This is a genomic window from Mobiluncus sp. (assembly GCF_034180645.1).
In the GTDB taxonomy this organism is placed as follows: Bacteria; Actinomycetota; Actinomycetes; order Actinomycetales; family Actinomycetaceae; genus Mobiluncus.
Genome location: NZ_JAXFNY010000014.1, coordinates 44,972 through 69,268, shown reverse-complemented (window position 1 = coordinate 69,268; position 24,297 = coordinate 44,972). Strand labels below are relative to the sequence as shown.

Annotated in this window: 18 protein-coding genes; 10 read left to right on the top strand and 8 right to left on the bottom strand. The window is 58.1% G+C overall.

The window, feature by feature from the left end:
- Nucleotides 1-217: 217 nt before the first annotated feature.
- Complete coding sequence (locus SPI05_RS05905) at nt 218-3,793, bottom strand: ATP-dependent DNA helicase (protein ID WP_321077010.1); 3,576 nt, start codon at nt 3,791-3,793, stop codon at nt 218-220.
- On the bottom strand, nt 3,790-7,200 hold the full coding sequence (locus SPI05_RS05900) for a PD-(D/E)XK nuclease family protein (RefSeq protein WP_321077009.1): 3,411 nt from the start codon (nt 7,198-7,200) through the stop codon (nt 3,790-3,792). The genes SPI05_RS05905 and SPI05_RS05900 overlap by 4 nt, the downstream gene beginning before the upstream one ends.
- 129 nt (nt 7,201-7,329) lie before the next feature.
- Between SPI05_RS05900 and SPI05_RS05895 the strand changes: the two genes are divergently transcribed.
- Complete coding sequence (locus SPI05_RS05895) at nt 7,330-7,551, top strand: DUF3107 domain-containing protein (protein ID WP_321077007.1); 222 nt, start codon at nt 7,330-7,332, stop codon at nt 7,549-7,551.
- Nucleotides 7,552-7,557: 6 nt separating this feature from the next.
- Here SPI05_RS05895 and SPI05_RS05890 read toward each other — a convergent pair whose 3' ends face one another.
- The gene (locus SPI05_RS05890) at nt 7,558-8,181 is read right to left on the bottom strand and encodes a ferritin-like fold-containing protein (protein ID WP_321077005.1); all 624 of its coding nucleotides are present in this window, start codon (nt 8,179-8,181) and stop codon (nt 7,558-7,560) included.
- A 79-nt stretch (nt 8,182-8,260) separates the two neighbouring features.
- Between SPI05_RS05890 and SPI05_RS05885 the strand changes: the two genes are divergently transcribed.
- The 5 genes from SPI05_RS05885 to SPI05_RS05865 all read left to right on the top strand — a co-directional run bounded on the left by SPI05_RS05885 (nt 8,261) and on the right by SPI05_RS05865 (nt 15,285).
- Nucleotides 8,261-10,444, top strand: a complete 2,184-nt coding sequence (locus SPI05_RS05885; RefSeq protein WP_321077003.1) for a cell wall-binding repeat-containing protein — start codon at nt 8,261-8,263, stop codon at nt 10,442-10,444.
- 120 nt (nt 10,445-10,564) lie between these two features.
- Nucleotides 10,565-12,160: a DEAD/DEAH box helicase gene (locus tag SPI05_RS05880; protein ID WP_414601969.1), complete on the top strand. Its 1,596-nt coding sequence runs from the start codon at nt 10,565-10,567 to the stop codon at nt 12,158-12,160.
- Nucleotides 12,160-12,666: a transglycosylase gene (locus SPI05_RS05875; protein ID WP_321077002.1), complete on the top strand. Its 507-nt coding sequence runs from the start codon at nt 12,160-12,162 to the stop codon at nt 12,664-12,666. The genes SPI05_RS05880 and SPI05_RS05875 overlap by 1 nt, the downstream gene beginning before the upstream one ends.
- A gap of 114 nt (nt 12,667-12,780) precedes the next feature.
- Complete coding sequence (locus SPI05_RS05870; protein ID WP_321077000.1) at nt 12,781-14,295, top strand: aminopeptidase P family protein; 1,515 nt, start codon at nt 12,781-12,783, stop codon at nt 14,293-14,295.
- Between the two features lie 111 nt (nt 14,296-14,406).
- On the top strand, nt 14,407-15,285 hold the full coding sequence (locus tag SPI05_RS05865; protein ID WP_321076998.1) for a PHP domain-containing protein: 879 nt from the start codon (nt 14,407-14,409) through the stop codon (nt 15,283-15,285).
- Here SPI05_RS05865 and SPI05_RS05860 read toward each other — a convergent pair.
- Nucleotides 15,282-17,423, bottom strand: a complete 2,142-nt coding sequence (locus SPI05_RS05860) for an acyltransferase family protein (RefSeq protein ID WP_321076992.1) — start codon at nt 17,421-17,423, stop codon at nt 15,282-15,284. The two genes, SPI05_RS05865 and SPI05_RS05860, sit on opposite strands and share 4 nt — an antisense overlap.
- A 90-nt stretch (nt 17,424-17,513) precedes the next feature.
- On the opposite strand from SPI05_RS05860, the gene SPI05_RS05855 reads away from it, so the two are divergent.
- A complete protein-coding gene (locus SPI05_RS05855; protein WP_321076990.1) occupies nt 17,514-18,650 on the top strand; it encodes an Mrp/NBP35 family ATP-binding protein in 1,137 nt (378 codons plus the stop codon).
- Between the two features lie 75 nt (nt 18,651-18,725).
- Here SPI05_RS05855 and SPI05_RS05850 read toward each other — a convergent pair whose 3' ends face one another.
- From SPI05_RS05850 to SPI05_RS05835, 4 genes are all read right to left on the bottom strand, one after another.
- Nucleotides 18,726-19,385, bottom strand: coding sequence for an O-methyltransferase (locus tag SPI05_RS05850; RefSeq protein WP_321076988.1), 660 nt, complete (start codon nt 19,383-19,385; stop codon nt 18,726-18,728).
- Nucleotides 19,385-19,552, bottom strand: a complete 168-nt coding sequence (locus SPI05_RS05845) for a DUF3117 domain-containing protein (protein ID WP_004008170.1) — start codon at nt 19,550-19,552, stop codon at nt 19,385-19,387. The genes SPI05_RS05850 and SPI05_RS05845 overlap by 1 nt, the downstream gene beginning before the upstream one ends.
- A gap of 117 nt (nt 19,553-19,669) precedes the next feature.
- Nucleotides 19,670-20,389, bottom strand: a complete 720-nt coding sequence (locus SPI05_RS05840; RefSeq protein ID WP_295028655.1) for a TIGR00730 family Rossman fold protein — start codon at nt 20,387-20,389, stop codon at nt 19,670-19,672.
- Nucleotides 20,390-20,470: 81 nt separating this feature from the next.
- Complete coding sequence (locus SPI05_RS05835; RefSeq protein WP_321076982.1) at nt 20,471-21,547, bottom strand: mannose-1-phosphate guanylyltransferase; 1,077 nt, start codon at nt 21,545-21,547, stop codon at nt 20,471-20,473.
- 26 nt (nt 21,548-21,573) lie between these two features.
- On the opposite strand from SPI05_RS05835, the gene SPI05_RS05830 reads away from it, so the two are divergent.
- The 3 genes from SPI05_RS05830 to SPI05_RS05820 are packed head-to-tail and all read left to right on the top strand — an operon-like array spanning nt 21,574 to nt 24,254.
- Nucleotides 21,574-22,191, top strand: coding sequence for a 2'-5' RNA ligase family protein (locus SPI05_RS05830; RefSeq protein WP_321076981.1), 618 nt, complete (start codon nt 21,574-21,576; stop codon nt 22,189-22,191).
- 15 nt (nt 22,192-22,206) lie between these two features.
- The gene (locus SPI05_RS05825) at nt 22,207-23,355 is read left to right on the top strand and encodes a YihY/virulence factor BrkB family protein (RefSeq protein ID WP_321076976.1); all 1,149 of its coding nucleotides are present in this window, start codon (nt 22,207-22,209) and stop codon (nt 23,353-23,355) included.
- Nucleotides 23,356-23,369: 14 nt separating this feature from the next.
- Nucleotides 23,370-24,254, top strand: coding sequence for an exodeoxyribonuclease III (locus SPI05_RS05820; protein ID WP_321076974.1), 885 nt, complete (start codon nt 23,370-23,372; stop codon nt 24,252-24,254).
- Nucleotides 24,255-24,297: the final 43 nt, after the last annotated feature.

Genomic DNA, 24,297 nt, shown 5'->3' with positions numbered 1-24,297 from the left:
GCAACGCCGGGACGAACTGCCCTAGACACCGTCCTGACCAGCCTTTCTCTACCGTTCCTCAACGCCGCGAGACTGGGACAGGACTTCGTCCCTTTCTCATTCTCAGGTGGCATTATACCCAGAGTGGCACGAGACCGGGGCGGACCCGCACCCTTCTGCCGTCCCCTCCTCCGCGAAGCCGGGGACGGCACGCGTCTAGGGCAATCCGGCGGCGGCCTCAATATCCAAACTTTTCTAAAACTTCGTCGGCCTCCTTTCCACGGTCCGTCAAGTTACTGACCAAGAGATTCTGACTGTAGTCGGCTATGCCCAGCTCGTCGAGGATGTCCTGAAGGGTGAGCAATTGGCGCTCCGGGTCATCCTCATTGAGAAACACGTAGGCACATACGATGTCCTCCGCGGGGGTCTGGGGATGTGCCTGTAACCAGTAAAGGCGATAGATTCCCAGCTGGTGCAGCCACTGAGAATAGTCCTTCGGGGTCGGGCGCCGGCCGGTCTTCCAGTCGAGAATCCAGATTTTCCCGGTTTGCGCCTCCTCAAACTGCGCGTCGATTCGCAGCGGAATCACGGCGCCAACCCCTTCCCCAACGTAGAGTTCACCGTCAAATTCGACTTGTGGACGGCGCAGGCGGCGTAGCAGTTCCAGGTCAGCGTAATGCTGTTGCCATTTGTGCAGCAGTTTGCGCTGGTCTGGAGTGAACCCGTCTTCCATTCCGGCATCAAAAATGAGCGTGTCTTCGTTTTCGAGCTGGCTGGCAATCCACGCGTGCATATAGGTTCCCAAACGAGCCGCCGCACTGGGCTCCTGCGGTAGGGGACGCAGACGTTGGAGCAGGTAACCCTCGCCGTCTTGTGCCAAACGCGCCATCCCGGTAGCGGAAATTCGTCCCAGCAAATCGCCCGTTCCCAGGCGCGTTTGCGGCTGGTGCAGCAGTTGACTCAAGCGGCGTTCTGTTTCTTCAGCGGCGTCCTGACTGACTCCGTCAGCAAATTTGCCGCTGGCCAAAGCATCCTCGGTAACTTGATACGCATGAGCCAGGTCCTGGCGAGTCTGGGTCCACGGCAGGGCCGGCCAAACGCCGCCCTCGAACCGGTCCCGATTGGGATTTTCGGATTTTTCAGGAATGGACGTGACTTCGGTTTCAGGCCATTCGACGCTGGGGAGCGCAATTCCCAATCGGGTGGCTTCCTGTGCAAACGTCTCAGCGTTGAATGGGGTCAGCAGGTTTTGGGCTTCAGCTGCGCTTTCCCCCGAAGTCTGCACGCCCGGCGCAGCGGATGGGTCTTGTCGGATGACGTCCGGCCCGTCCACCCCGCCCGCTACATCATCATCGGTGAAGAGGCGTTGATGCGGATCCTGTTGCACCAGGAAAAACTTGCTGGGCAAACGTTCTGTCTTAGTTTGCCGCTCAAACCAGCAGTGTCCCAGCAGGAGCCGTGATTTGGCGCGGGTGAAAGCTACGTAGGCCAACCGGGACTCTTCTCGCAGGGTGTATTGGACAGCCTCTTCCTGATACGACTCCAGCAGACCTTTTTTCGATGACACTTTTCCTTTCGCGGTCAGAACAGTTTGGGTTTTCAGTTCCAACTCGGGCAGATGAGCCCGGTCACTGCGCAGCGGATAGGGCAGGACGTCGCGTCGTGTCGCCCATATTTCGCCTTTGCTGGAGGGGAAAGTGTTTTTGTTCAGGTTCGGGACGGCCACCCAATCCCATTCGAGGCCCTTAGCGGCGTGCATGGTGATAATCTGAACAGCCGCATTGTCAACCTCGAAGTCCAGGTCAGCGAAGCTGGCTTCCTCTTGTTCACCGGCACTCAGCCAGTTGAGGAATCCGCTCAACGTTGCCCCGGGAATCCGCCCAAAATCACGAACCAGGTTTAAGAACTCAACATAAGCCCCAGCTTGGCACGGGGAGCCAGGCAGCTGTTGCTCAATATCCAAATCAAGCAGTCGATGCGCCAAACGCGTCAACACTAAGGGGGTTGCGAACGCGGCGTTCTCCTTGAGTTCCGTGAGAATTCCACGCAGTTTTTCCAATCGAATGGCAGCCTCAGCGGAGACTTCAGCACCGCCCTCCATCACAATCTGGTAAGGAGTGAAATGGCGCGGATTTCGCCCCATCGCCTGTATATCGCTCAATCCCAATCGGTATCTATCGAGTAAAATTAGCAGGCTGGCACCTTTTTCAGGATCATCAGTGACTTCCAAAGCGGCCCGCACCAAGCGTACCCCCGGATCTTCCAAGACACCTTGCATGCCTCTGGTTTGATAAGGAATTCCAGCTCGGCGCAGTGCCTCAGCCAAGTTAGGAATAGCGTTTTTCGCGCGGCATAGTATGGCGGCAGTAGGCAACTTCTCGGTGGGTGTCCCCTCACTTTGCAGCTTGACTCGCTGGGCTTGCCATAATCGAAAAAAGTTCACCACCGCTTGACTTTGCTCAATGTCGGTCAATGTCTGGATTCCGTAGACGATGCCGGGGCTCGCTCCCGGTCGGGCCCGCAGAGGTTTACTGGCGGTGGGCTGGAGACCCTGATTCCGGCGGGCTTTCCCACTCGCGCCCGGGGAAGGGGCCTTGGTCAGTTCGGCAGAAATGCGGTTAGCGACTTTGAGGATGACTTCGTCGTTGCGCCATGAAGTCGACAAGGTTCGGGTGAGCAGCTGTTGCGGATTCGAGCAGAATATGTCGCCAAAGTCCTCCATCGAAGCTGCGGAAGCCCCTCGCCAACCGTAAATGGCTTGGTTCGGATCGCCCACTGCGGTAACCGCGCAATCGCGGAAAATTCCCGAGAGAAAACGCATCTGAGCCACCGAGGTGTCTTGGAATTCGTCCAGGAACACCAGCTGGAAGCGTTCCCGCTGGCTTTCCCCGACGACCGGCAGTTGCTCGACCAAACGGACCGTTTCCCGAGTTTGGTCAGAAAAGTCTGCCATCATGAGTTCCTGTTTGCGTTCGTTGAAAGCCTGGATGACGCCTGTGGCGTTACGTCCGAATTCCATAGCGCTGAGGATGGCATTCAAACGATCGAGCGCTGTTCTGTTGAGCTCTGAACCTTCGGAATCACGCAGGTGTTCGGCAACAGACAGATAGGAACGGTAGGTCTGTTTCATCTCAGCCAAATCTACGAGATGCGAATTCGTGTCGTTAGCCAGGGACAGCAGATTTTTTATCAGATGTTTAGTGTTTTCACCTTCGCGTTTCACCCCCAGCGCGCCCGTCCAGCTTTGCACCACGTCAGTCATGATTTGGTACCTGGCGGCGTCAGTTATGGTGGTGAAACCCGATTCACGCCCGACTAACGTGCCGAATTCGGTCAGGAGGGTTCCCGCGTAGGAATCGTAGGTCGAGACACTGACCGGGTGGCGCAGCAGTTCTGGGGTCATGCCCTGCTGAGCGAGGGTATCGAAACGTTGGCGCAGTTGGTCAAGGTCAAAGTCTGCGGCGTTTAACACCGCAGTAACCTCCGCAGTTTGCTGCCGATTTTGCACTGACTCCATGAGATTCGCGAAGCGTTCCAGACGCAGCGCGAAACGGGCCGCCATTTCCCCCGCTGCCTTGCGAGTAAAAGTTAAACCGAGGATGGATTCAGGGACAATACCAGCGTTGATGACCCAGTAAACCAGCCGGTTCGCGATGGTTTCCGTCTTCCCGCTGCCGGCCCCGGCTACCACCAGGAGTTGTCCCCGCGGAGCCGTAATTACCGCGGATTGTTCCTCGGTCGGCGGATTAGCCCCCGTCAAAACAGCCAGGTCAGCCGCTGAGAACAGTTCTTTCACTTGTTTGGACGTAGTCATTGTTTTCTCACTTCCACTCCAAGAGGATCCCCTTCGCCCCAAGCGTCGAGGAATTCAACTCGGGACAAATTCGGTCCACTGAACGCCGCCACCGCTAAGTCCACACGGTCTTGTAAATAGTCTTTCAACAGCATGGTTTCCGGATCGGGCGCTCCCGGAGCTTCACCGCGTAGCCAGGCCAGCGGATCGAGCAGAATCTGGCGCTGTTCAGCGGAGAACCGTTTGGGGAGAGTAATCGTTTCTGTTCCCGGCACCAGGGCTTTTTGGACCCAAATTATGGGGTCTCGCGGCTCTTCAATGACTTGGGGAGTGAGCGGCTTTTTCGAGTCCGGCGGCACCAGGAGGGCGACAATTTCCGCCAGATTACAGGGATGCTGCTGGCCTAACGCAGAGGCGTTATAGGCCGCCTGGTAGAGAGCTAACTGCAGATTGCCGGCCACCTTTGCAGCACTGAATTTAGAATGAGCTCCGGTCTTATAGTCGATTAAGATGACTTGCCCGTGCGCAAACATCACCCGGTCGATACGGGCGTTGTACACCAGGGCGCCGGCCCCGGAACTGGCTGGCAACCGACCGGGATAACACACCTCAAAAAGAGACGGATACTGATGATTGACCAAGAAAGTCGCCAGGGGCACCAGGCAGGTTTCGACTCGGCGACGGAAGTTCCATTCCATCCAGGTGTCTCCGGTCAGGGGTCCCAGCAGACGACGCGTCTCCTCGCGCAGTTCGGTCAGGACCTGGTCATACTCCAGATCGTCCCGCGGCCCGTGGTCCTTCCACCAGTATCTGCGTCCCAGAATTTCGGCTGCTTCGTGAACAATGTTTCCGATTTTGTTCGACGCGTAAGGGTCATCTTCGTCGTTAGAGTAGCCTGACCAGCTCAGCACATTATCCAAAGGATTTGCCAAGGCACGTTCCAGGCCTGAGGCATAGATGTAAACTTCGGTGGATTCCGGAGTGGTTCCGCTAACCGGCAAGACGCCCATCCAATTGTACGGGTGAGCGGCAGGACATTCCCCCGTTGCCAATTTCGCCAATAGCCCCGCGGCGGTAGGGGCATCTATAGTGGGAGTTCCCCAACTGGTTTCCCCACCCAAGCAGGCCGCGCGCAGGTAAGCCACAAAGTCACGCAGGTTCGTGGGCAGATGCCGATGCTGTTTCGGCTCCAACTGCAAAGTTTGTACCAGCGGCGTGAGGAAGGTGGAACGTCCTACTCCGTCTTGAACGGTGGTGCCCAAAATTAAACGTTCAGTGCAACGTGTCAGGGCAGTAAAGAAATGCCGGTATTCGTTTTGCCAGTTCCACAGGTAACCGGCACTGCTGGAGCTTGCGGGGTCGCCGTGATTATCCAGCTCGAACATGGAAGTACCCAAAATTGAACCCGGCCAATGCAACGTCGGCCAGATTCCGTCGGTCAGTCCCACCACTGCCACCAGGGGCCAGTGCTGTGAGACAGCGGCTGCGGCTGACATGACAGTGACCGCGTCTCGCACCAGATGATGAGGAGCAACGGTGCCGGTTGGAAGATCGCGAGCCAACATCCCCTGTGCGAAGTCCGCCGCGGTTTGGCCTGGATTTCGAGCCTCGAACCAGTCCGCCGCTTTGAACAAATCCATCACCAAATCCAGGTCAATTTGCAGGGTGGAACGCACCATGGGCACCAAACCGGGCTGCAGGGCTCGAGCCTGGAGGATTTCGGCACGTCCCAGACCATCCCACAGTTTCCACAGCAGCAGCTGCACCGATCCCGGATCGGCTTTCCATTGCTGCCATCCCGCTTGGAGCGCTTGCCCCAGGTCAACAAGCTGGTTCGCATCAGCAGATTCGGAAGTAATCTCAGCCAGTGTGCGCCCCGCGAAATCCTGACCGGAAATCACCGTACGCAAAAACTGACGGATGTAAGGCAGGATTCCAACTGTGTCGGACGCGCTTTGCTCATCATCAGCAACAGTCTCGGATTCCATTGCGGAGGGGAACCGCTGTTCACCGTCCCCGACTTCCCCCGGAGGCAGCAATGTCAGGTCGTGCAGGAAAGAGTCGAGTCGCCGCATTCGCCACACATCCCAGCCCACGAGGGCAGAAGAAAGTAATCCGACCAAATCCAGGTCCGAAAGCTCTACCTGGTCAGGGGTTTCCACACAAACTGCCTGTATCATCTGAAGCAGGCAGCGGGTTAGACGCCCTTCATTGAGCTGGGCTCCGGCCCCCGGAACTGCCACCGGTATGTCCATGTTCTCCAAGGCTTCCGCGACTTGCCGGGCTTCCAGGGAAGAACGGGTCAGAACTGCCATCTGAGAATAATTCAGAGGGTGGGCCGAGAAAATATGGGCGTCTTGCAGGAGCGTTCCGATTTCTCGGTATTGGGCCGTGTCGGTGGGCTTTTCCACCAAGATAACGTGGTCTTGACAGTCCGAAACGCAGGTTGATTCTGGCTGTGCCGAGTCCGGGGAGGACTCCCCCGCAGCGTTCCACAAGCGTGCGCTGATGCCGTGTACTCCCAAGCGGTTCACGGCTGTACGCCACACTCGGCGCAACGGTGCAGGGACATGTTCCCGGTTCAGCAGAATCTCGGTGACGGGTTTGCCGGGAATCGTCTCTAACTGTTGCCACAGCCTCTCGCACAAGTGCGGACTGGCCCCGCGATAGGTGTTCACGCAGGTTTCCGGCAGGGTACAGGCCACGAGGGCGGTTCCATGCGTCGCCCAGAGAGACAGGATGTCGATCATCAGCCCGTTGAAGTTTTGCAGATCATCGACTCCCACAAGTTCTGGAACCGGGGCTCCCGCATTCACCGCCAATAGGTATTCCTCAAAAAGTGAAGCCGTGTCCAGGGGCCAAGCAGATTGGCGAGCCTGAAGGCGTTGGGCCTCCCGGTCGGTTTGCATGGCCTGAATGAGCCGGGTCACTAGCGGATGAACCGCCGGTGGTGCGGGGTCTGATGAGGCTCCACCAGCAAACGCCCGGACGCGGAAAATCCCGTCCACCAAATCGCTGCGGAAACCTTGGGTTTCCAGGGCTGAACGCAGTTCCTCCTCGAGGGGCATTTCAGCCAGAAAATCCTGGATTTGGACCATCACCTCAGCATCGGTGGCCAGTCTAACCTCAGGCAGTCCTCCCTCTCTACGCCATTGATTGAAACGTGCAAAGATTTCCGCCACGAAACTTTTGCTGGCACCCATGGGACAGTGCGGATTCTCAGATTGCGCCCGAATCTCCAAGGCTCGCTCGCTCAACCGGCGGGCGGCACCCGCGTTCGGACTCAACACCAACATTCCGGGATTATCCACTAGCATCTGGGCTAAAAGCGTGGTTTTCCCGCTAGCCGGAACCCCTGCCACAAGCACAGATTCACCGTCATTAAGCGAGTGGCGAACTCGGCGCGATAAGTCATCGATAATCTCCATACCCTGAGAGTATCAGCACCCCCGAAGGCGAAAATTGGAGACTATCAAACTCGCTCTCTCTTCGAGCGCATAATTCCCGCTCGCCGGGCAAAACCCCTAGAATGAAAGGACAGTCGGAAAGGAAAATTAATGGAAATCAAAATCGGAATGAAGTCCGTAGCCCGCGAAATCTCCCTCGATATTGACAAATCCCCCGAGGAACTGCAAAAACTGCTCAAAGATGCCATCGCCACAGGGGAAATCATTGATTTGGTGGACAAGCGCGAGTCGCACACCCTCATCAATGCGGGCAGCATCGCCTATGTCGAGTTTGCTCCGGAGCGTCAAAACCGGATTGGCTTCGCCATCTGATTTCCTCTAGAAAGTCAAACCTAAGTCTTCCATCCTGCGGGAATGCTGCTTTTGGATTTCCTCGACCTTGTCGTTGACCTCTACGCCTGCGGGCAGGAGCAGCGGGTAAGCATCCAGGATAGCTTTGACCCCGGCTACGGCCTCTCCCGCAACGCGACGCCCCCACATTGACAGGCGCGACTCTACCGTCGGGTCAGCCGCGATTCCGTCACGCAGCCGCGCCCGCACCCATTGGGTCAGTCCAGCAGACCCGGAAACCCCCAAAATTTCAATCATATCAGCCCCGACGAACTGGGCTGCCAAATCCTCCATATCCGCTAAAATCCCCACAAAAATGTAGCTTTTCACCATGCGTTCCCACCAGTCACGCGGGCGGGTTCGCAGCTCCATATCGTCAAAAAATCCCACGTACGGCTGGGTCAAATCCGCCAAATCTAAGCCCCGCCGGTTAGCAAACGCTTCCAAATCATCGATGGCGGTCACAAACGAAACCCCCATCCGCGCCAACGCCAACTGATCAGCAAAATCGGTGGTCTGGGACACATCCCGAGCCAGCCTCGCGTACGCCGTAATTCGCGTGAAAGCCACCAAACCCAGCATGTGTGCCGTGCGTTCTTCCGAAATTTCCATAGGTTCATTCTAGGCGCTGCGTTGCGGTAGGGTATGCGAAACTCAAGACAGTGCCTAGAAAAGTTGTCAAAATAGGGGAATGGGGATTTCTTTTTTTCTGAACTTGGAACCAGCCGGGGCTCGTCATCGGTATGCCGCTCGCTTTTGGGGCGATAGCCGCCTGCGGCGGCGGGCCGGCGTGACGCTGGCAGTTGTGGGGCTGGCCGCGACCGGGCTGGCAGCGGGTAGTCCCGAAGCAACTTTTGTGCCGGGCCAGCCTGCCGCGGCACAAGCGGCACCGGGGAACAGTGAGACGGTGGCTCGCTCCGAGTTTGAGGCCTTGTGGGACTTAGCAGACAAGGTCACCCCCTTTTCTTCCGGGACGGTCATCTCTTCGTGTACCCCCGGCACTGCACAGCCTGAGGCTGTCCAAAAAATGCTCTCGACCTGGAACTATTTCCGCTCGCTCAATCGCCTCGCCCCGGTCAGTTTGCCTGCCCACTACGCTCCACAAGGTCCAGCACAAGCAGCAGCCCTCACCGCTGCGGCCGGCCCAATCGCCTCAGGAGCCCCCGACTCTGTTCCGGGCGTGGTGTGCCTCAACGAGGACGTGAAACTCGCCTCACGTTCGGGGGTCATTGCCCGGTTGGACGGTATCGTCACCCCGGCCACGGAAGTCTTGCGATATATCACCGAAGCCTCGACCGCGAACACCAATGACAACCTGGGGCATCGGCTCCAGATGTTTTCGCCCGTTCAGGCAAACGCTGCTATCGGAGCGGTTTCTATCGGAACCTCCGGCCCTACCGCCACTTCTATCCAGCTTTTCGACACGACTTATGAGGCCGCCGGAAGGCCCGTCCACCCCAGTTTTTGGGATTCCACGAATCACCAGCCGCCGAGCATCGCGTGGCCGGCGGCGGGGTATTTCCCTTCCCGTATCCTGCCTACCGGAGCGGGCGAAAACGTGTCCCGCTGGTCTTACTCGGGTCAGTGCGCCGATTTGCGGGCTGCCGAGGTCCGTGTGAGCGGCCCCGCGGGAGATATTCCGCTGCAGGTCATTCACCGTTCGGAACCCGGGGTCGACCCCAATCTAACGCCGTGGGAATACGGCGGATATGATACGATTTTATTCAAAGTTCCCCTGAATCAGCTGATTATTCCCGACTTTTACAATGTGGCGCCCTATACCGTCAGTATTTCTAACATCCGCACCGCTCCAAACTGTCAACCGGTCCCGTCCTCAACCAGCTACCAGATAAACCTGTTTAACTCCAATTGGCCCGCCGACCCCAACGGCGACGCAGATCAAGACGGGGTGATTAACTCGCTGGATCCCCACCCGCACATCCCTGACCTGCACGCTGACCGGATTGGCGGAGCCAATCGATTCGAAACTTCCGCTGCCATCGCCAAATTATCAAACTCACGCCCCGCGGTGGTTTACCTGGCTCGGTCTGATGTTTTCGCTGATGCCCTGGTTGGCGGAGTTCTCAAGGACGGTCCGGTACTGTTGGTCCCTCCCGACACCTCTCCCGTGTCCCCGGTCATTTCCGAGACTCTGCGCGCTCTGGGACCCAAGCAAGTGGCGGCTTTGGGGGGAACCGGCGCTATTTCGGACGCTCGGCTCTATGAACTCGCCGGGGGGCACGCCGCTTTGAGGATTGGCGGAGCCAATCGAGTCGATACTTCCGTGATGATTGCCCGCCGAGCCTTTTCAAAAGCAAATTCTCTCTATATTGCCAACGCCTACGGACCGGGCGGCAGTGTCTCACCGGACGCACTGACCGGAGCCGCCTTGGGAGACGGACCTATCGTCCTGGTCGATTCGTCCTCCCCCGCTATCGCCACTATACGTCAACTGGCGACAGACCTGCAGGTAGACCGGGTAGTGGCCCTGGGCGGGCCAGGGGCCGTGTCGGACGCGGTATTGCAAAACGTAGCCAATGGCAAAGCGACAACCCGTCTGGGAGGCCAGAACCGCTACGAAACCTCGCGGGAAATCGCTTTGGAATCCGCACGTCTGCAGCCCTCAACCCACGCCTACCTAGCTCGCGGAGACGTGTTTGCAGACGCGGTTTCGGGAGGGCACCTGCACAACGGGCCAATTTTGCTGGTGCCACGCGGATGCGGAGCCCTGGACAAAAATACCATGCACACCTTGGCGAAACTCAACGCCTTCCAAGTAACTGCTCTGGGCGGATATGCCGCAATCTGTGAAGAAACCTTACACAGCGCGCTGGAATGGCCAGACTATGTCAACCACAACGTCACCGAGTTCTAGGCTTTTGCCTGCGAAATGGTGAACCAGGCAGGAAAACCACATCCTCCAGCCGGCTCGGTTTACAATGAAAGATATAGGCAAACGACTTTTGAGCACTGACAACGATAAGGAAGATACACATTGAGGAGCGAAAATACCTTGGAAACCGCGGGAACTGACGAGGAAGCCGCGGCGGACATCACCGGTATTAATGACTTGGAAGCGAACCAAGACAAAACTTTCGCCGATTTTGATGTGGAACCCGAAATCGTTGCGGCTTTGCGTGATCAAGGCATCATTCATCCGTTTCCGATTCAAGCCCTGACCTTGCCGGTCGCGTTGAACCGCCAGGACATTATCGGTCAGGCCAAAACCGGCACCGGTAAGACTCTTGGATTCGCCATTCCGATCCTGCACGACATTATCGGTCCCGGCGATGAAGGCTGGGACGAGATTCCGGATTCTGGAGCCCCGCAAGCCTTGGTGGTTCTGCCCACCCGCGAACTGGCGAAGCAAGTCGCGGCGGAGATCCGGGCAGCAGCGACCCATCGAGTTGCCCGAATCCTAGAGATTTACGGTGGGGTCGGATTCGATTCCCAGGTCGACGCGCTGCGCCAGGGCGTCGAGGTAGTGGTGGGCACTCCGGGACGTCTGATTGACCTGATGAATCAGGGCACCTTGAAACTGGGGCGGGTGCGGACCTTGGTTTTGGATGAGGCCGACGAAATGTTGGACATGGGTTTCCTGCCTGACGTGGAAAAACTCATCTCCCAGATTCCCTCGCACCGCCACACCATGCTGTTTTCTGCCACTATGCCCGGCCCGGTGGTGGCTCTGGCGCGGCGTTACATGTTCCAGCCCACACATATCCGTGCCGCCGATCCGACTGATTCTTCACAGACCGTGCGGCAGGTCAAACAAGTCGTGTACCGGGTGCATTCCTTGAACAAGACAGAAGTCGTCGCCCGGATTTTGCAAGCTCGAGGTCGCGGCTTGACGATTATCTTTACCCGCACGAAACGGATTTGCCAACGGTTGGCTGACGATCTCTCCGAACGGGGCTTCGCCACCGGCGCGATTCACGGTGACTTGGGTCAAAATGCACGAGAGCGGGCTTTGCGGGCTTTCCGTCACGGCAAGGTGGACGTGCTGGTTGCCACCGACGTAGCGGCGCGAGGCATAGACGTGGATGACGTGACCCACGTAATTAACTATGAATGTCCCGAGGACGATAAGACCTATATTCACCGCATTGGGCGCACCGCTCGCGCCGGCAACAAAGGCAGCGCCATCACCTTAGTGGACTGGGAGGACCTGACGCGGTGGCGAGTCATTAATCGGACGCTCGACTTGAATTTTCCCGACCCGCGAGAGACCTACCATACCTCTGCACATCTCTATTCCGACCTGGACATTCCCACGGACGCTACCGCAAACTTGCCGCGGTCCCGACGGGTTCGCGCCGGTTTGGAAGCCGAAGAACTGGAGGATTTGGGTGGGCGCGACCCGGGCAGTTTCGGGTCGCGTCGCGGCGGTAAGGGCTCCAGTTCAGGACGCCGGAAATCTGAGAAAGGCCGCGGCCCGCACAAGAACAACAAAAAGAAGCACGGCCTCAAAGACGGCGGAAAACCCGCGGAGCGCGGGGTCGCCGAGGAACCTTCAAAGAAGGAACGTCAACGTAAACGCACTCGTCGTCACAAGTCCGACAAGGCTGGAAAAGGTAAGGGGGTTCGCTGATGATTGATCACCTTTCTCCCTATGAAGGTGTCATTTTTGGCGCTTTAATAGGATTGGGCATCCTCTCGATGCTCTCGGCTGAAGAAAATACCCAGACCGTTGGGGCTTGCCTGTTGGCAGCCGGTTTTTGGGGCGGAGTCATTGCCCTGGTGCGCGCCCTGGTGCATCGCGAACCCGGCGGCTTGTATGTCATCTCCTTTGTCGCAGCACTGATTGCCGGTTTGATGAAGTTCTTTGTGTTTTCCGACCTGGGCAAAAATGGCGGAAACCGGGTCATTTGGACTTTCATAATCGGCATCGGACTCGCCGGATTAGTCGGCACAGCTTTGAACGCTTTAATCCGCAAGCCCCCGGAAGACCCGGAAGCGGCGGCGAAGCAGGCCTCCCCCGACCTTTACGAATCCGAGGAAGCCGCTCCCCTGCACGGAATGGATGAAGCCGTGGAAGAATCCGCCGCGACGACTGACGAAGTTCCCCCTGAGGATTCCGCCCCGGACTTGCCTTAATCGCACCACACGCCTGTCACCCGCCGGCCCTAGGACGACGCCCGAACAGGGATATCAGTCTTGGTGAACGGGAAAACAGCCGCGGGTTGCCACCGAGCGCGTAGACTTGAGGGCATGAGTGATCAAATAGATACCCGCGGCAAGAACCGCTCCCGTCAGCCCCAGTCCAAAGAGTTTAAGAAGTTTATCGGCGAGAACTGGGGTCCGCGTCCCACCGATGGCTACGAACGGTCTAGCGCTGCCCCTTACGCGCTGCGCCGCCGCGTGAAGCTGGGGGAAAAGTTTAAAGGGGTGCGGCTGGTCGTTCCTGCTGGTGCCCTGGTGGTGCGCAACAATGACTGTGACTACCGATTCCGGCCGCACTCCGCGTTTTCCCACCTGACCGGCTTGGGAACTGACTTGATTCCCGATGCCGTATTGGTTTTGAACCCGGTTCGGGAAGGTGAAACCGGTGAAGGCGAAGGAACCCACACCGCCACCGTCTTTTTCCGTCCTCGCGCGTCACGCGCTTCTGAGGAGTTTTACGCAGATTCGCGTTACGGCGAGCTGTGGGTTGGGGTGCGTCCCTCGCTGGAGGAGTTCGAGCGCATGTGTGGGATTCCTTGTGCCCACCTGGAGACACTGCCCGATTTATTGGCCAAAGATGCTGGTCAGGTCCAGATTGCGATGATTTCTACCTCCGATTCCCAGGCCGCGTCAGTGGTGAATCAGGTTCGCGAGCAAGCTGGGATTGACCCCGATGTCGCCAAGGACCTGGACAATTTACTGGAGGAAGCAACTTCTGAACTGCGCCTGACTAAGGACGATTGGGAAATCGAGGAGATGCGCAAGGCTGTCGCCGCTACCAAGGAAGGCTTTGAAGAGGCGATTCGATCTTTCCCGCGGGCGGTGAAACATTTCCGCGGCGAGCGCGTGGTAGAAGGTGCATTCGGAGCGCGGGCTCGGGAAGTCGGTAACGGCCTGGGATACGACACCATTGCGGCTTCCGGGGAACACGCCGCTACCCTGCACTGGATCAACAACGATGGTGTGGTGCGGGAAGGCGATCTCATCTTGATTGACGCCGGAGTGGAACTCGATTCGCTTTACACCGCGGACATCACCCGAACCCTGCCGATTAATGGTCATTTCAATGAGGTGCAGCGTCGCGTTTATCAAGCGGTCCTGGATGCTGCCGACGCGGCTTTTGACCAAGCGAATCAGCCGGGCTGTATTTTCTCAGATGTCCATAGCGCCGCGATGCGCGTCATCGCGCAGAGGCTTGACGAGTGGGGTCTGCTACCGGTTTCCTGGGAGGAATCACTGCAGGAGGACGGTCAGTATCACCGCCGGTGGATGGTGCATGGCACTTCACACCACCTGGGCATTGACGTTCATGATTGCGCCCAGGCACGCCGCGAAATGTACAACGGGGCCAGGCTGGAACCCGGCATGATTTTCACCATCGAGCCCGGACTGTACTTCCGAAAAGACGACTTGGCAGTTCCCCCGGAGTATCGGGGCATTTCCGTGCGTATCGAGGACGACATTTTGGTGGGACCCGGCGGCAAATGCGAGCGTATCTCACAGAATATCCCCCGCACCGTGGCTGACGTGGAAGCCTGGATTGCCCGCGTGCAGGCAGAATAGCGCCGCGACTGTCCCGAGTTCGGACGGCTCCGGCTCTGTCTGACGCTCACGAGAATCCCCGTGACCCCGCACGCCAGGACGGCTTCGCCGGCGAATCATTAGGATGTGGATATGGCCTTGAAAATCGACCCCCACGTGCATTCCGCGCTCTCCGATGGCACGGATACTCCACGTGATTTGCTAAACAAGGCACGCGCTGCCGGGTTGGATGTCATCGGGGCAGTCGATCACGATACGTTCGAGCACTGGGAGCCATTTCGCGCCGCCCGTGCCGAGTTAACGGCCGAAGGGGCTCGTCCGCCCGCGATTATTTTAGGTACGGAAATCTCCACGAGCGTGGACCGCTACCCTATTCACCTGCTGAATTATCTGCCGGATCCCCACCGCGGCAGCGTCCGAGCAATATTAAAAAATGCCCACCACGATCGCTTGGAACGCATGCGGCGCATGGTCGCGAAAATCAACCAGGATTATCCGCTGACATGGTCAGACGTGCAGGCAGAGATTACCGGATTGACCCCGGGTCGACCGCATATCGGCGATGCCCTGGTGCGGAAAGGCTACTTTCAGACCCGCTCCGAAGCATTCGAAAAGGTCCTCAATCCCGGCTCCCCCTATTACGTTTCGCGCCCGATTGTTGACAGTTTCGCCGTCCTGGAGGCTATCAGCGCCGATGGCGGGGTTCCCGTGCTGGCTCACCCGTTTTCGTTGACGCGCAGCAAACGGAGGCTGGACCCCGCCATAGTTCGCAAACTCGCTCAAAACGGCCTGCGGGGCATTGAAGTCAACCACCGCGAACATGATGCTCCCGCCCGCCAACTGGCCACAGGTTTGGCCCGGGAGCTAGATTTGTTTGTCTCCGGGGCTTCGGATTACCACGGGGCGGGCAAGCCTAATCAGCTGGGGGAAAACACCATGCCCGAAGCCAGCCTGCGCCAGATTCTCGCCGCGGGTGCCAGCCCGCTGTTAGGCGAGCTGCCGCTGAGCTAAGAACCGCTACCGGCCTTGGATTGGAACTGCTGCAGTGCTGCTTGAACGGTCGCGGTATAGATATCTTGCCCGGCTGGGCCGGGGTGAACCTCGTCGCTGGCCAAAAGGTCCGTATGACCGGCGATAGCACTGTCCCAGCTGGCGACTTTCACCCGGTCAGGGTGGGCGCCAGCCAGGGCATACATGGTCTGGTTCGAGATTTGAATCCACTCCTGGGAGGCCCGGCCGTGACCGGTCACGAACACAAATTTCGTCTGCGGGAACTCGGCGAGCAGAGCTTCGCCATCTTGAACTCGAAACGTCGAATTCGTCGCGAGAGCAAAGACTACGTAGGGACGTAGCGTGCCTTGGGCTTGACGGGCCCGCATGATGCCCACACCTGCCGCTGAGCTGCGTGATACCGCCGCGTCTATGGTGGCACCGGGCAGAGTTTGGACGAGTTTCGGTGCCGCAGCCAGAGTCACCGAGTCCCCAATAATGTCGACTTGGTCCCCGGAGATTGGCTCATTAGCTTCAGAAGGCTTGGTTGACGTGGTTGGCTTAGTTTGGGGAGTTGGCTCCGATGGTTTTTCCTCCGCACCAGTTTTCGAGTCGTGGCTGTCCCCCGGCTTTTCGTTATGAATAAAGTTCGCCCCGGCTTCAACAAGTTGTTCGGCAGCGGTTTTTTCTGGGGCTATGGCGATAGAGATGACCAGCGGCAGCACCGCGACCACAGCCGCCGTCCAAACCAGGGAGCGCCGCCACCACGATACCCGCAACCGGGAGGAAGCCGCCGGGCTCACGGCCTTTTGCGAACGCGGCGCAAACCAACGTTTCCAGGTGACGATTAAACCGTTGTGCCGCATGGGTCTTTCGACATATTTGTAGCTCACAGATGCCGCCAATATCGATACCGCGGCAATAATCACCAGCGCCGCCCACTGCGGCAATCCCCGCCAGAGGTTGTTGACCAGCATGAACACTGGCCAATGCCACAGGTACAGGGAATAGGAGCGCACACCTAGCCATTGCAAGGGAGGCCACGACAAGAATTCGACCAGGACCTGACCCGGTCCGCTCACGCCGGAGACTTCCTCCAAACAAGCCTGGATAATCCCGATGGTCAACACGCTAACCGCCAACACTCCCCACGGATAGGTGAAGGGGTCACTGTCACGCAGCATCAGGAAACTGACGAACACCCCAACCATGCCTACCCAAGCCGCCAAGCCGCGCAACCGGACTGTGGAACGATCCAGGTAATGCGGGGTGTTTTCCAACGCCAAGGGGAACAGCAAAGCCAAAGTCGCCCCCAGCATCAGCCCGAAAGCGTGCGTGTCGGTGCCTTCGTAGATGCGGGTCAGGTTCCCACCCCCGGCTTTTAACACCGCCATTTCGCTTACAGAAGCCAAAGCCAGCAGCGCGGGCACCAACCACCGATGCCGGGTGGGAATCAGGAAAGCCAGCAACAAAATCAAGGGCCACACCAGGTAAAATTGCTGCTCTACCGCCAGAGTCCACATATTAGCGAGGAACTGGGGGTTGGTCCGGTCAAAATAGGAGCCCCCAAAAGCCACATTGACCCAGTTATAGGTATAGGTCAGAGTTCCCAGGACTTGATACCAGATGCCCACTAGGAAATCCCGGTTTACCAAGGCTGCCAGCGGCACGGTCACCAGTACGATCAAGGTTACGGCGGGAACCAATCTCCGGAAGCGCCGGAGCCAAAAAGCACGGACATCGATGCGCCCGGTGAGGCGCTGTTCACGCGCTAACAGGGCCGTAATCAGGAATCCAGACAGCACAAAAAATACGTCTACCCCCAGGAATCCTCCCGGCAGCCAGTTCGGAGCCACGTGGTAAACCAGCACCGCCAAAGCCGCCAGTGCTCGAATCCCATCCAAGCCGCGCAGCTGGTAGCGCGGCATTTTCGGGTCTGTTGAAGCAGGGTCTGGTGGGGATTGTAAAGTTGTCTCGGCCTGGGGGGATGTGGCGTTGCGCGGGGACACGCGGGGCTTTTCCTCGCTGGTTCCAGAGACGCTAACGCGGGTTTCTCCCGATACTGCCGGTTGCTCCGGGCGAGGTCCTTGCGGTGGATGAGGCGGCGCGACGGGGTGGAGATGCCCACTGGACTGGAACTTGTCGAATCTGAAAAGCACCTTACCCCCTCATCGCTGCCGCGTATATAACAAGGGTTAAGCCTATCGCCCTAGTGTGAAAAAACCCAGCGCTGGCATTAGCATGAAGGTATGACATTACCCACTACAGATGAACTGATGAAAGCCCTGGAGAAAGTCATTGACCCTGAGATTCGCCGGTCAATCACCGATTTGGATATGGTCCAGGAACTGAAAATTGACGAATCGGGCCATGTTTTTGTCCGCATCGCCCTGACTATCGCGGGATGCCCCCTGCAGGCTCAGATTGAGCAAGACGCCAAAGCGCGCCTGGCGGAAGTTCCCGGCGTGACTTCCGTGGAAGTGGAAATGGGTGTCATGAGCCGCGAGGAACTGGACCGGGTGAAGGAAAAGCTACTGGGAGCTAGGCCGGTAATCCCCTTTACTCAACCGGACTCCCTGACCCGTGTCTACGCTATTACTTCTGGAAAAGGCGGGGTCGGCAAGTCCTCGGTCACCGCTAACCTAGCGGCCGCAATGGCGGATTCCGGCCTGAAAGTGGCGGTTTTGGACTGCGACATTTACGGATTCTCGATTCCGCGCATGCTCGGGTTGGAGGACGCGGCTCCCACCCCGGTGGGAGACATGATGATGCCACCCACCGCTCACGGGGTAAAAGTTATTTCGATGGGCATGTTCGTTCCTGACGGACAGCCGGTAGTTTGGCGCGGTCCGATGCTGCATCGGGCTTTGGAACAGTTCCTGTCCGAGACTTTCTGGGGAGATTTGGATGTGTTGCTCCTCGACCTGCCCCCCGGGACCGGCGACGTGGCGATTTCGGTGGCACAGCTGCTGCCAAACTCGGAAATCGTCGTCGTGACCACCCCGCAGCTCGCAGCTGCCGAAGTCGCCGAACGCGCCGGTTCGATAGCTTCGGGCACGAACCAAAAGGTCGTGGGGGTGATTGAGAATATGAGTTACCTGACCGGCCCGGACGGCTCTCGTATCGAGGTCTTTGGAACGGGAGGCGGAGAGCAGGTGGCCTCTCGGCTGTCTCAGATCTTGGGTTACGAAGTTCCGCTTTTGGCACAGATTCCTCTGGAAGTCGCCTATCGGGAAGCCTCCGATGGCGGTGAGCCCCTCTCTACCAGCGAGTCCGCCAAGAACGGACAATCCGTCGCCGGGGCGGCTTTGCGTTCCGCGGCCGCTACTTTGAGCAAACGGGCACGCAGCCTGAAAGGTCATCGTTTGAACGTCACCGTAAAATAGTGGCAACATCGGGTCTGCAGGGCGGGTCTGGAATGGTAGATTCCCGGCCCGCCGTAGGAGCGTTCCGTAGGATAATTAACGGTTTTTAATTGCTACCAGCAGCCCGTCTCCGACTGGCAGCAGGTTTGCGGTCCATTGTTCGGATTCTTGAATGTGACGCAGCACTTCGCGCATCGCCACGGTGTCCGGTTCACGCCGAGCGGGGTCAGCCACCGAGTCATTACACATGGCGTGGACTATGACCAGTAGCCCTCCTGGGCGCAGAGCCGGGTTTAACAGCTCGACATAGGCTTGGGTTTCGCCAGGATCCCCGTCCACCACAGCCATGTCGTAGGCTCCCCGACTGAGGCGCGTGAGGACTTGCAGGGCGCGTCCCGTGATCATGCGTACTCGCGTGAGTGAGATACCCGCTCTCGTCAGGATTTCCTTGGCGACCGCGTGGAGCTTCGGGTCGACATCAATAGTGGTCAATACCCCATCCGCGGGCATTCCGGCCAGTGTCCACAGGGAGGACACCCCGGTTCCGGTACCAATCTCCAGCACGGACCTAGCTCCAGAAGCCCCGGCCAACATTCGTAGTGTCGCCCCTGCTCCGGGGGATATCGGCACGGAACCGAGTTCTCTGCCTCGCTGCCTGGCGATGGCTATAGTTTCAGATTCCGGTAAAAAATCTTCCGCATAGGACCAGCTCGAGGTCTTATCGATGGAAATTTGAGACTCGTTAAAACGCGGCACTATTTCAAAAACTTCTCTAGTTCCTTAGCTAAGGTAGCGACTTCCTCATCGTTGAGTTCAATAACCAAACGACCGCCCCCGTCTGCAGGAATACGCATCACGTTACAGCGCGGTTCTTTAGTGACTTCCAGGGGTCCGTCCCCGGTGCGGGGTTTCATGGCTGCCATTTGTTCCTCTTTTCAAAAACGGCTTTACCTCTCTATTATACGGGAAGTTCCGGCATTGATAGGGAATTCTTTTCAGACAGGTATTGCAAATGCGCCGTTTCGCGGGCTCAGCTTCGGTCAGTGTGTTTTCGGCAAAGTGTTCTGTATCACATAGAGAGCTTCTTCGGCGGTGTCAACCACCTGAATAATGGAGGCGTCCGCGGTGCTAGCCATCCCTTCCTCGACCAGGCACTTACGAACCCATTTCATCAGCCCGTCCCAATACTCGTGCCCGACCAGCACAATCGGGTATTGCTGAATTTTGCTGGTTTGACGCAGCGTGACGCATTCAAAAAGTTCATCCAGAGTCCCGAAACCGCCGGGCAGAGCCACGAAGGCTTGGGCATATTTCACGAACATGGTCTTGCGTACGAAAAAGTACCGAAAGTCAATCCCCAAATCAACGTACTCGTTGATTCCTTGCTCATGAGGTAACTCGATTCCCAGACCGATGGTCATTCCATCGTTGCGGCGTGCCCCTTTGCTGACCGCCTCCATCAGCCCCGGACCGCCACCGGTGATGATGGAGAACCCGGCTTGGGCAAAAACTTTGCCGATATCTTCGCCGAGCCGATAGTACTTCGTGCCGGGTTCGACTCGGGCGGAACCGAACACCGTGATGGCTTTACCGACATCCGCCAGAGACTCGAAACCGTCAACGAACTCCCCCATGATTCTAAGGACTCGCCACGGGTCCTCTTCGGTCCACTTCGGATCGACTTTCGAGCGTAGCAAAGCCTGATCCGCCAGTTCCCGTTGCATCCCGCCCCGGGGATGCCGGTTAAAAAAAGTCTTCATACCTAGTCCTTATTTCGGTTCTTTCGCCAGCGGCCCTTGGCCTTGGCTATCCTGCCGAATTGTCCTTGCTTGGCAACCGTATCACCAATTATCAGCAGCGCCGGAAGCAACTTTAACGTTTTGGGCAAACTCTTGGGTCGTCACCAGCAGCTGACCTGCGGATTCCACCACCACAGCGCCGGGGATTCCGATAATCGCGACACCTCTCAGGTTTTCTGCCCTCACCAGGGCGGCGGGGGCGGCATCGGTATAGACCGGGATTTCCGGGCTCAGATTCGCCAGTTCAGAGGCGTTACTGACGACGCGGCGCACCGCTTCCCAATCGCCCACGTCTGACCATCCCAAGTCCGGGCGGGCCGGCACCACCGCAACTCGTCCGTCTCGTGCCAACGGTTCTGCCAACACGGTATCAATCGGCGCCGCAACGACACCCTCCCACAATGCAGTTTTCGCGTCCGAACTCAACGTTTCCCATCCCGCGGCAAGTTTTCGCACCGCTGCGCCTGACCCTGGCACTCGTGCCTCCAAAGCATCGAGCAGCACATCACTGCGCACCACAAACATACCCGCGTTCCACAGGTAGTTCTCGGTCGCCAGCCAAGCGCTGGCGGTGGTTGCATCCGGTTTTTCCGTGAAGGACTGCGCCCGACGAACCCCGATGAGTTCTCCGTCCAGGGCGGGTCCCACCTCTATATAACCGAACCCGGTCGCCGGTTCGGTCGGCACAATCCCGATGGTCGTGAGCCATCCGGCTTTGGCAGCTGGGACAGCCCGGGCGAGGGCTTCACAAAATGCCGCAGGGTTTGCAATGAGATGGTCTGCCGCGAAAGACCCAACCACGCAGGTTCCGTAACGCTGCTCTATCAGAGCAGCTCCCAAAGCTATGGCCGGCATAGAATCGCGCGGGCTAGGTTCCGCCACGCAACGCACCGGAACCGACAAGTCCAGAGCAGTGACTTGTGCGGCTAAAGCCTCTTGGTGAGGTGCGCCGGTTACGAAAGTCAAGGATTGACAAATCGGCGCCAAACGTGCCGCGGTTTGCTGCACCAGGCTTTGCGTCCCGTTGATGTTGAGCAGGAACTTTGGCTTCGCCGCCGTCGACCAGGGCCACAGCCGCCGCCCGTATCCTCCGGCAGGCACTATCGCATGAATTTCCACAAAACAAATCCTACTGGAGGCCAGGCGTGAGTTTTTGCGTTGAACAGAGTAGGCTTTACCTCGTGTATCTACCCCCTCGTAAAGAAGGCCAGGTTTATTTGGGCATGATTATTCCCGTGCCCGAACCCTACGCTGGCGAGCTGCAGAAAGTCACGAAAACTGACGGCGTACCCCCGCACGTCACCGTCGTGGAGCCGCGCGCGGTGGATCGTGAACAAGTCCCTGAGATTCAGGCTCAGGCTGCTGAAATCTGCCGGTCCTTTTCACCTTTTGTCATCAGCTTCGGCAACATCGGAGATTTTCGGCCCGTGTCCCCGGTCGTCTATATCGAGGTGCAGCGCGGGCATGAGGCCTGCAAAGAATTGGCGAAACGGCTCCGCTTCGGCCCCCTGGACACCGAGTCACGCTTCCCCTACTATCCGCACATCACCTTGGGGATCAACGTCACCGATGAGGACCTGGATCGGCTAGCGGCCCTGTCGAAGCGTTCCCACGGCTTTTTCATGGTTGACGGCGTTGATTGTTCGCTCATTGAACCGGACCATGTCGAACAGTTGGCCATCCTCCCGCTGGGCTCGGGAATACCCAAAAGTGTCACCGGCGAACTGCCCAAAATTTTCGCCCACCCTCAGTTACACACTTGAAAGTGCGGAGGCCCCGTGACGAAGCAACTTGATTCCCCGCCAGCCGAGCCCGCTGCCCCCGAGGGAGTGGTGGAACTCATGAAGGCCTTCATGGAGTGGCTCAATACCACGCGAATTATGCGGGCTTACCTGCGTTATCAAAACGCCTCCTCGAACCTATTGGCTGGCGGCATCGCCTATACCGCCCTGTTTTCTATGGCGGGGATAGTGACCCTGATTATCATGACCGCGCAAGTCATGATCTTTGCTTTCCCTCTGACCAGTCACACGATTTTTCAGGATGTTAATCAATGGATTCCCGGAGCGATTAGGATTGATGGGCAGCCGGGTCTGATTGACCCCGCCGCGATTGCGACACCCAGCTTTACCTGGGGAACTTTGGTGGCTTTGGTCGTGTCCATCATGGCGGGAATCCGGGTGGTCGCGGCTTTGCGCGTCAGCATCCAAACCGTCTTCGGACTGCCGCAGCGCCCCGGGGCAGGGTGGAAAAATGCGCTGCGGGATGCGTGTATGTTCCTGGCTTTGTGTCTCGGGGGGATTTTGGCTTCGGTTTTGGGTTCGGGTTCCATCGTTGTGGTTCGTACTTTGCAGCGCCGGCTGCCGCTGGCTCTGCCGGTTCCCCCCGGTCTGATAAATGCCGGAGCTTTCGTCCTGACCAGTGTCTTGACAACTTTAATTCTGGCTTTCACACTGCGCTACCTGGCTTTGGTGCGGGCTCCGCGCCGCGATTTGTGGATTGGGACGGGGGCATTGGGATTTTTGTCTACGGCTCTGCAGATGTCAGGAGCCTACCTGGCCGCCAGCGTACCCCCCGCCTACGCCCCGTTTACGCTGGTGTTGACCATTATCCTGTGGGTCAACGTGTTGGGCCGCCTGTTCTTGTATATGTCTTGCTGGATTGCGAACCCTCCGGCGGCTCCGGCACCGGTGGCGGACTTCCCGCATTTTTCCGAGCGTCCGAACTTCGTGACGGTTTCGGCTCCCGCCAGTTTGTCCTGGCCCCACGATCCGCTTTCTGGCCGGATTTGGTCCCCCGCCCAGGAAGAAGCCGCTTGGCGTTTGTCTCAGCAAGTCATTTGGGGCAGCAAAAATCGCCGGGAAACCGCGGCCGACAAACCCCTGTCGGGACATCCGGTGGCCCCGGCACTGCGTCCCGGAAACTGAATCGGAGGTAATACATGAAAGTAACCACTGTCAATGTCAACGGTGTCCGGGCGGCGTTCCGCAAAGGGTTTGGGGACTGGCTGGATAATGACGATTCGGATTTGCTGTGTCTGCAAGAGGTGCGGGCCACCCCATCAGACACCCAGGATTTGTTCGGTCCGGCTTGGGACGTGCACGTATGGCCCTGCCGAGTGAAAGGCCGCGCAGGGGTGGCGCTCGGGGCTAGGCGCGATTCCGGCTGGGAGATTGGTTCGATTACCGAAGGGCTCCCCCCGGATTTTTATGCAGAGATTGGCGGGGAACCGGACGTAGATTCCGGACGCTGGCTGGAAGGTGAGATTCACGGACCCAACGGGGCGACGTTTACCTTGGTCAGCGCCTATCTGCATTCCGGGGAGCTTAACACGGAAAAGCAGGAACAAAAGCTGGCTTACCTCAATCGAGTTGGCAAGCGGGTGGACCAGCTGGGGGTGCGCGCTGTGGCGGGAGCGGGCTCCAACACGCCGCAAGAGGCCCTGATTTGCGGGGATTTCAACATTGTGCGCACCGCCCGCGACATTAAGAACTGGAAACCTAATCACAATAAAACCTCCGGGGTCATGGATGAAGAGATTGCGTTCCTGGACGCATGGATGTCCGACACGCTTTCTGGGCGGGACGGCCTGCCTTGTGTAGATGTAGGACGGGCCTTGGCGGGAGACACGGACGGTCCCTATACCTGGTGGTCGTGGCGCGGTAAGGCTTACGACAATAACGCTGGCTGGCGCCTGGATTATCACATGGCTACCCCCGGACTGGCCGGAAAAGCCCAATCGGCCGCGGTCTATCGCGCACCGGCTTACGATGCCCGTTTCACGGATCATGCCCCGCTCACGGTGGCCTACAATTTCGCGGAGTAAACTCACACATTCAGTTGTTTTTAAGAATTGTTCGGTCATTTCT